The sequence below is a fragment of the Oligoflexus sp. genome, from assembly GCF_035638955.1.
Taxonomy (GTDB): Bacteria; Bdellovibrionota_B; Oligoflexia; order Oligoflexales; family Oligoflexaceae; genus Oligoflexus.
Window position 1 is genome coordinate 1 of sequence record NZ_DASQYZ010000323.1, and the last position, 9,005, is coordinate 9,005.

The window sequence follows — 9,005 nt, forward strand, 5'->3', positions numbered from 1 at the left end:
CAAGTTATTAAGCCGTTACGACGGCTAAGAGTTTTTTTTATTGCCATTCAAGTTTGACAGAAACTCGCCGATAGTATAGTTGTCAGTAGCAACCATTGGAACATCTCATGGCAGTCGATTTAAAAAACCTAAAAGATCCTCTTCTCGACGTTCATGCTCACGAACTTTATGAGGCATTGAATCAGCTTCTGAGGATCTATCAGTCCAGGGATCGTGACTTGATATGCTGCTATGACGTATCAGTCACACAATGCTATGCCCTGGAAGCCATTATTCAAAAAGGTTCTTTGAGATTGCAGGCCCTCGCAGAGCTGCTGCTCCTGGACAAAAGTACAGCAAGCCGGGTTATTGAAACCCTTGTCCGCAAAAATTATGTAACGAAAGTCCAGGCCCCTGAAGACAGTCGGGCGGTCGTTATCCAGGCAACTGCAGCGGGCAAAAAACTTTTCCAAAAAATTCACACTGAACTTGTGAACGAACAAAAAGCTATGATTGCTGACTTTAAGCCAGAAATTCGAGTGGCGGCGACAGCTTTATTGCGACGGCTTGCTGGTGCTGCCGGCAAGAGGATGGGGCTCGGCAGTGTCTGTTCAACAGATGAATCAGGTGGCTGCGGCAGCTGCTGATTTTTTTTGACATTATAGTTGTTAGTAACAACTATGGAGGTTCCGGATGCAAAGTGAAAAATTTCCAATGGCTATCGTCGGTGCAGAGCTTGTCAGTTTCGCGGCAGCTGCACGGTCTTGGACAATAGAACTGTCACAAGGATACGAAGCCTTGTTGTATCAGGCCTCATCAGTTTGGCAGCGATGCTTTCAATTAAGCTAAAGAAAACTTTTAACAAGACCCTTTACCTATGACTGGAGGTCTATATGGATAAGTTCGTCACCTTTGCTTCATGGCTTATGCTTTGTTATTCTATACTTGGTAGCATTGATGCGTTGTATATTCACCTGTGGAAGCTCAGACTTTTTGCTCACCCGGAAACGCGTCGCGAACATATCCTTCATACATCGGCGATCCTGCCAATTATGATTTCTGGGTTCCTGCTGCTAGGCGCAAACTTTGGCGGAATTCTCTTATGGATCGGTGCGGGATTTTCTCTTACAGCTTTGACTATTCAAGTGATAGATATGGTAGAAGAAGGTGAGAGTCGAAGGATATTTGGTGGCTTGGGATCGTCAGAGTACATTCTGCATGCAGTTTTGGTTGGTCTTAAATTCACATACACAACATTGATTTTTATATCAAAGCCCTCAGAGGCTTGGAATATCAATGCTCCAATCATTCTTGCCGCACCCTATCCTGAATTTGTGACGGAAATGGCGATAAATTCTTTGGTTGGTCCTGTTCTGGTTTTTGTACTCCATATTGTACTCTTGCACCCCCGATTCTTGAACAGGATAGATACTCGCACTGGGGTCTCGTAGTACAATCTCTGCGCTGAGGCTTACTTCTTATCAGATCCGCGGTTTGTGATAAAAGATTTTTGAGGTCCGTTGGCCGTTTTTTGACCGTTCTGCGCATTGCTTTTATTGCTGGAATTTCGATCATCCTTCAACGGGCGGTTTTTGTTCTTATCATGGTTATGATGCGTTTTTCTCGTTGTTTTTTTAGAAATTTCTGAAAGATAGTTACAAAATTCAAGATCCTTTTCAATGTATGGACGTTCTCTTTCCGTTGCATTGGTCAACGCTAGGTCAAGATCTTTCCGTGCCAAATAAAGATATTCGCGGCATCTCTCCCAAGCGGATGCGCGTCTCTCATGGCGCATTGATCCGTCGCGGGCTGTATCAATAAGCTTTTTAGCAATACCCATTCGAGCTTTTGCCCTATCGCTTAAAATTGATGAGTTTGAAGCTAGATTCGGGAAGTCTCGAAAGATGTTATCTATTAACTCCAAAGCAAGATCATCTTCTCTAGAATTTCTTAGGATTCTTAAAGTTTTCCTGAACTCACCTTCTTGCAGTCGCATACTAGCAATGCTTTTCAACAATTTTTTGCCAAAATCAACAACATCTACATTCGAGGATTCATCCGCAAGAAACAAACCAGCAAGATTTACCTGTACTGTTACATGTAGCCTGTCAAAATCAATCTTATTATCGATTAGAAATTTGTATAGTGAACTTGCATCTCTCGATAGTTCAGATATTTCGCAGAATAGGTCAATTGCTTTTGAGTTATATGGGTCGCGACTGAGGATGTCCATGACTCCTTCCGAGGCTTCGGCTAATTTTCCGATTTCGATTTTTTCACCGATTAGACGGAGTTTTCTAATCAATGTATGCCTTGGGTGAGCCGGAAGGGAGCATTTTACCCGATTTAGATCAATATCAAAAACAGGGTCAGGACAGCCTTCATCTTTCATAGTTTTTATTATAGTCGTAATGCCTTGCCCTTCAGACTGAGCCATTTGGAGTCTAGTGAAAAAATAAGCTAAAGCTTGGTTTCTCCAAAATGCAGATTCCTGACCACTCTTGAACCTGCTAGGATCAAGACTTTCCGGCAAACCTCCTTCTGATAGGATTTCTATGCGATCGGTAAAAACAGTCAGTCTATTTGGTTGATCTTTCTCGTAGTCGCGATGAACCAAAGCATTTATTGTTGCTTCCTGAAGCGCTCTAATTGGATATTTGACTAGATTGGGATTAGAATCATTTTTATCGTAGGCGATCGATGCTTCGACATTTAAAAGAGATAAAAGAGTGGCTGCTTGGTTTACCAAATTTCCTGTAATTTCCCTTCTTTCTGCATTTGGTTCTGTCCGATCTGACCCAGGATATTGTGAGAAATAGACATAACATCCTGGAATATATTTAGTAGGATGCTTCCCAAACAACAAAATGGAAAAATTGCGAGGTTTGGTTTTTCCATCGATCTTACTCCTCCCGCAAAGAGCTGGACACAATTCAGAAATTTGAACATCGCAGCTTAAATATTTTTCTATCGAACTTCTCTCATTCCAAATTCCTATGCGCTGAAGAAAATCCCGAATAGAATAAATATCCAAATCTTCGATAGAAGATTCCTCACAAATCCTTCGGTCCCAAGGTTCTATCAGCCCTTTCTTGGAAAGAAGTCTGCGCAAGACTTCGTTTCGAGCTTCAATTGTGCTTGAATCTAGTCGAATGTAATATGTTCCGGATTCAGAAGCCTCGGAACGATAGCAGTGGGCCGCCGAGCTAGATGGGACTACGAATACGAGAATTCTCTTTGAAGGATCTTCGGTTGGTACTTCATGTACAATCGGAATAAGTTGCGGCGAAACGTGGTTCTTGCATGCTGATAAAACTTTTCCTTTTACTTCTTGCAGTCTGGTAGCGTTTAATCCTACTTTTTGAAATGCGGGGAAATTGTGCTCGTTTTTTATCTCTTTGATTCCTGCAATAGCGTAGCCTCCTCCCCTATTACTGTAATCATTCGCAAAAGCAACCAGACATCTAACAAGATCCATCCAGTCTGCCACATTCTCTTTGCATTCGACGACTTCATTTTCCCTATCGAGAATGCTGTCTAGATCAAAAGTTTCTGCCACAATTTACGCCTTTGCATTTGATCCATATACGGCACCTTTTTGAAAAAATGTGGCCGCAGTGTATTCAAAAGTTCTATTTATAGTTTTGAGTATCATTTCGATTTTCTCGCATATGTCAAAAACTGTAAAGGATAACACTCCACGAAGTAAGAGCCGGATCGTGTCCAAAGTGTCTATCCCAGTACAGGCAACAAATCCTTTCCAGAAAATGCCATTTCCTCGCCCCTGTTGCAGCCAGCGATCATAAAAGGGAACATTTATTGAGTGCGGGAATTTACCCCGTCCGTCATTCGGCGGACAGGGCTTAACGAAAGGAATCGAATCATAAGGTCTATATGACGTATACGTCATATAGTTGATAAAGGGCCAGTGCAGACTGCTTGTGGCTTGGAACATTCTGATCTGCAAGTGAAAGAGGAACTAACCATGGTGATCTTGGCTGACAACTGATTATCGGTATAGTTGTCTTTTGGGCTAATAGTAAAGCCTCTAGCGTCTTAAATTGGCCATAAAAAACTGAGTTATTTGAAATGGTTGCTGATTTTTTAGGGTGCATTTATTGAGTGAGGAATTTACCCCGTCCGTCATTTGGCGGACAGGGCTTAGCAGTAATAGATGAAACATGTCTATATGACTTATATGTCATAAAATATATGAATGGCTAGTACAGACTGCTTCTGGCTTCGCTTATTCTGATCTGCAAGTGGAAGAGAACTAACCATGGTGATCTTGGCTGACAACTACTAATAGCAAAGCCTCTAGCGTCTCAAATTGGCCATAAAAAAGGCAGTTATTTGACATGGTTGCTGATTTTTTAAGGTTAGTTTTTTGGACGTAAAATCCCTTCGTGTGTACTCTTAAATAAATATATGAAATTATTGAATATATTCCTGTTGATCAATAAATCCCGGGATTCGCTGAAAACTGCAACGTAGGGAAGCGTGTGTCATGTCATTATGACTTGTTTTGCGCTCTTTGAACCGCATCATAGGTATGATTTTTGATGGGGTGCCCTCGCGCAATATTTTCCCCCCGACGTTGTCCAACCACTTGTCACGTTCATCCGTCATTCTGAAAGGAATATTCCTGTGAATACCGTCAATAAAAACATTTTTTGGAAAGCCATCCTTATAGCCACTGCTGCTGGTTTAGTAGGATCTACAATGACAAGCTGCGGCGAGACCGTTGAGTCATCGCATGTGAACGATGTTTCTGGGACGCAGCTTGTGGTCAATGTTTATAATGATGTCTGGGACACTTGGCCAGAGAACATGCGGAACGCGGTGACTTACTGCGTATCGAAGGACTTCGGCGCTAACTATACGAAGGTCGTCAATTCCCTCCGAGTTGCTCTTGATGACTGGGAAACCTATGGCGGCTTCCATTACACGCACAAATCCGAATTTGACGGTAACTGCAGCGCTTCGACTGCCGTCACCTTTGATGTTAGGCCCGTCAGTGGTCAAGATTACCTGATGCGCGCCTTCTTCCCTCATACTCCGAGAGCCCAGAGTAACATTCTGGTTGATTCTTCAACCTTTTCTCACCCCGATCAAGCCCAGGTCGGCTTTTTCCGCCATGAAGTGGGTCATACGCTGGGATTTCGTCATGAGCATTTAGAGGTCACTGGCTGCAACGAGGACGGCCAGTGGCAAAGGGTTACAACCTATGACGCTGCCAGCGTCATGCACTATCCGCATTGCAAGGGAGGAACTGGTGATATCGATAATCTAATCCTCACCGAGCGTGATCGTAACGGTATTGCCAAAATTTATCCGAAATACGTCGGACCCAAGGTTTACTTCTTCAAGGGAGGCCAATACAGCAAATACGATATGCAGGCCGACCGGAACATGCCAGGCTATCCCACTACCATCCTGCCCAATTGGAGAGGCATCACCTTCAGCTCTGTGGATGCCGCGGTCAACTGGGGCAATGGCAAGGTCTACTTCTTTAGCGGATCGCAATACCTTCGTTATGATGTTATGGAAGATCGCACAGATCCAGGATACCCCACAACGATAGCAGGCAACTGGCCCGGCGTGACCTTTGATCGAATCGATGCGGCGATCAACTGGGGCAACGGTAAAGTCTATTTGTTCAGTGGTTCACAATACATTCGCTACGACATAGCCAGCGATCGTGCTGACGCCGGTTATCCTCGGCCCATAGCCGGCAACTGGCCTGGACTCTTTAATTCTGTAGACGCTGCCTTCAACACAGGCAGCGGCAAGGTCTATTTCTTCAGAGGCTCGGAATACTCGCGTTACGACATCGCCACGGACCAGGTCGACCCCGGTTATCCCCAGCCAATCGCCCAGAACTGGCCAGGCCTGTTTGCGGCCGACATCGATGCGGCTCTGGAATGGTGAGATGGACGGGTAGAGCCGCGCAGCTCCACCGCCCCTTTTCAATCGTGTATCTCTCACCTCCTTCCTTCTAAGCGCGGGGGTCACACCCCGGCCCGGGGCATAGGGAGTCTTTGGGGCCCGGACGGCGGTGATCGGATTCGGTCGAGAAGACCTTGAGCTCGAGAAAACTAAAAAGGAACTTGAGGGCCGAGTGATGGGTCCTCTGGTTGGCGGCGCCTGAGGGCTCTACCTTATAGCGCCGCAGCCTTGTCCGAAGGCGCTCCACATGTAGGCCGCCATGTGAATCGCTCGACGAATACCCTTCGCAAGCGATCGCCCCTAATGCTGCCAAGCGTCCTGCTGTTTGGACTCGCAAGCTGCCAGGACTGATTCCCCGGTCCCCAATGACATCGTTCCAATCCCTTAGACAGCCCGGTGTTCCGAGTTGATTTGCGTGACGCACACCTCCATGCTGATTCAAGCACTATGGAGGTTGTGTGTTTACAATTCAGGTAGTCAATCGCAGCAATATCAGCCGGGACGAAGTCGCGCTGGCCGTCAATGCCATAAATCAGCAGCTATTGAAGCACTTTTTCCCCGCATGGCAAATCCGGGTCGTTTGCAAAGTTGCGCCGGTAAAACTTGAACTTAGGGAGGTGGATGCCGGAGCCGTGATCTTTCTCACGAATCACGGACGGGCCGACTGCCAAGGTTATCACGACGTTGTCAAAAAAACTGGTGTCCCCTATGGATTTTGTTTTGTGAACCTTCTTAATGATGAGCCATGGAGCGTCACGCTAAGTCATGAGATCCTGGAATTGGCGCTAAATCCGTATTGTGACGCATATCATCTGTCAAAGCACCCCGAGAGGCATGAGAAGCGTCATGTTTTCCTCTGGCGCGAAGCTGCTGACCCCGTGCAATGCCAATCCTATCCAATCAAGGTCAATCGTAAGTCCGTCCTGGTGTCAGACTTCGTTTATCCCAACTACTTCACGCCGTATTCCGAGAGCATTGGCCGGAATAATCACCTCGACAATATATCGAGCTGCAGTCTTGCTGAGGGTGGATACCTTGGCTTTTACGATCCGCTGACAGGTGACGATGTGACTTTCTTTGCCCGCGATGACCTGAAGGCCTTTAAAAGATTCGATCTAAAGGCAAAGGCGGGACAGTACCGGCGTCGTACCAGGACCTCGGAGCTTATTCGAGGTATCAGAAATAAAAGGTTGGAAGATGCCGGAGCCGTGTTGGAACTATCGGTCTGATTCGAGGTAAAGATGAAAAAAATTCTCATACTTTCTTTTTCTGGGGGCGGGATTAGAGGGTATCTTTCAGCGAAAGTTGTGGAAGATCTTCAGCAGCGTGTGCCATTCCTGGATCGTGTGGACATGTTCGCTGGAACCAGTACTGGGGCGATCATTGCAGCTTTCCTGGCATCCGGGCTGCGCAAAGGATCCGAACAGATCGTGGATTTATACCGACTGGAAGGACCGAGGATCTTCAAGACCACGCTTTTGCAGAACATCAAAAGCGTGTTCGGCTATTACTCCGCGCGATACAATCCTGATTGCCTCGAGAAAGTGCTGAAAGCCATGTTTGGTGGCATGTGCCTTGGAGATTTAAAAAGGCCGATACTCATTCCAGCTCAAGACCTTGGAGGAACTGGAAGGCCATATCAGGCAAAATATTTTGATAATTTCAAAGGAAATTCAACGGATCTTGATATTAAGGTTGTCGATGTCCTGCTGGCTTCAGCAGCTGCTCCATCTTACTTTTACAGTCATACGATTGAGTTCAAGCCGCCGTTTGGAAAGCGGGAGTTTATGGATGGTGGTTTGCCTTGTAATCACCCGAGCGTGTCGGCTGTCGCCGCAGCCTGTGACTATAATGGGTTTGATGCTGACATGAAGGATATTTACTGCCTTCACATCGCAACAGGTTTTTATCCGACACATGCTCTTGGCTGGAAAAAACGCGGCGCTATTGGGTTGATAAGGCCAGTGATCGACATGGCTACCGAGCAGTATTCAACAGTCAATTTCCAGGCCGACAAGATTCTTAAAGGCGGGCGCTATTGTTGCGTTGGTGCAACGTTTAGAGAGGAAATTGAAATGGATGATCCCGAAGCCATTGGGAAGATCGACAGGCATTGGCCTAATGTCGCCGGTCAAATGTTGCTTGCTGAAAAATATCTCACCGAATTCATGAAGGGGCCTGCAAATGACGTTTGATGAGATGATTGATTTTATCATTGATAAAATTGAAGGAGGATACTCGAATGATAAGCGCGACAATGGCGGGGAAACCAAGTGGGGTATCAGTCTAAAGTCTCATCCGGAGCTGGCTGGAAGGATCCAGAGCCTCACTCGTGACGAAGCAAAGAAGATTTATCGCAGGGAATATTTCATTCCCGGGTATGTCAGCAAATATCCGAGCAAAGTTAGGCTCTCTGTGCTTGATGGCTCTATAAATCACGGGATACTTGGTAACAATAGACTCGTGCAGAAGGCCTTGAAAAGTCTTGGATGCAACATTTTGGTCGATGGAGTTGTGGGGCCTAAGACGCTCGCCGCATTGAGATCAGTTGACCCCTTGGATTTCATCGTAGCGCATTGCAAATTTCGACTGGCGCTTTTCAGGGGGCATCTGGATTACCAATGGGCTGGTGCGGGGTGGGAAAGCCGGGTGCTGTTAATCTGTGCGCGCTCATGAATGAGAGCAACAGTCCCATACAAATCTATTCTGACATTTTGAGAAGACTAGATGAAGAAATCTAAGCAGGCTGGTATTCCTGTTTAAATTTTAAGCAATTCTTGCTTATTTTTTGCGCATTATTTAGCACTACCCTGTCTATATGAAAGATCAACGCTGCAAATTTTTCAGTGATCTGAGCAACTTTACATTGTGCGATATGTCTTGCCATGTCATCATAGGTTTATTGCTGTTTTTTTATGTTAAAAGCTAAAAGAACCAAGAGATATTTAACATGGCTGATACCGATAAGAAGTTCTTCACATCAACTGAACTCCAGCATTTGTTCCTGATGAACGATGGAGCACCACAAACACTTATTTCTGCGGAACGTGCGGGTCACATCCCAGTAGCTGAGAGGC

General features: G+C 45.7%; 7 protein-coding genes. 6 read left to right on the forward strand and 1 reads right to left on the reverse strand.

Going from position 1 to position 9,005, the window contains the following annotated elements:
* Positions 1-107: 107 nt before the first annotated feature.
* Both VE954_RS29330 and VE954_RS29335 read left to right on the forward strand, forming a co-directional pair.
* Positions 108-626 carry a MarR family winged helix-turn-helix transcriptional regulator gene (locus VE954_RS29330; RefSeq protein ID WP_324959643.1) on the forward strand — a complete coding sequence of 173 codons (519 nt, stop codon included), beginning with the start codon at positions 108-110 and terminating at the stop codon, positions 624-626.
* A gap of 246 nt (positions 627-872) precedes the next feature.
* Positions 873-1,430 carry a hypothetical protein gene (locus VE954_RS29335; protein WP_324959645.1) on the forward strand — a complete coding sequence of 186 codons (558 nt, stop codon included), beginning with the start codon at positions 873-875 and terminating at the stop codon, positions 1,428-1,430.
* A gap of 20 nt (positions 1,431-1,450) precedes the next feature.
* On the opposite strand, the gene VE954_RS29340 is transcribed toward VE954_RS29335, so the two are convergent.
* Complete coding sequence (locus tag VE954_RS29340; protein WP_324959647.1) at positions 1,451-3,538, reverse strand: ATP-binding protein; 2,088 nt, start codon at positions 3,536-3,538, stop codon at positions 1,451-1,453.
* A gap of 1,088 nt (positions 3,539-4,626) precedes the next feature.
* Between VE954_RS29340 and VE954_RS29345 the strand changes: the two genes are divergently transcribed.
* The 4 genes from VE954_RS29345 to VE954_RS29360 all read left to right on the forward strand — a co-directional run bounded on the left by VE954_RS29345 (position 4,627) and on the right by VE954_RS29360 (position 8,604).
* Positions 4,627-5,910, forward strand: a complete 1,284-nt coding sequence (locus VE954_RS29345) for a hemopexin repeat-containing protein (protein ID WP_324959649.1) — start codon at positions 4,627-4,629, stop codon at positions 5,908-5,910.
* Between the two features lie 476 nt (positions 5,911-6,386).
* Complete coding sequence (locus VE954_RS29350) at positions 6,387-7,157, forward strand: hypothetical protein (protein WP_324959651.1); 771 nt, start codon at positions 6,387-6,389, stop codon at positions 7,155-7,157.
* A gap of 12 nt (positions 7,158-7,169) precedes the next feature.
* Positions 7,170-8,123, forward strand: a complete 954-nt coding sequence (locus VE954_RS29355) for a patatin-like phospholipase family protein (protein ID WP_324959653.1) — start codon at positions 7,170-7,172, stop codon at positions 8,121-8,123.
* Positions 8,113-8,604 carry a glycoside hydrolase family 108 protein gene (locus tag VE954_RS29360; protein WP_324959655.1) on the forward strand — a complete coding sequence of 164 codons (492 nt, stop codon included), beginning with the start codon at positions 8,113-8,115 and terminating at the stop codon, positions 8,602-8,604. The genes VE954_RS29355 and VE954_RS29360 overlap by 11 nt, the downstream gene beginning before the upstream one ends.
* The last annotated feature ends 401 nt before the right edge of the window (positions 8,605-9,005 follow it).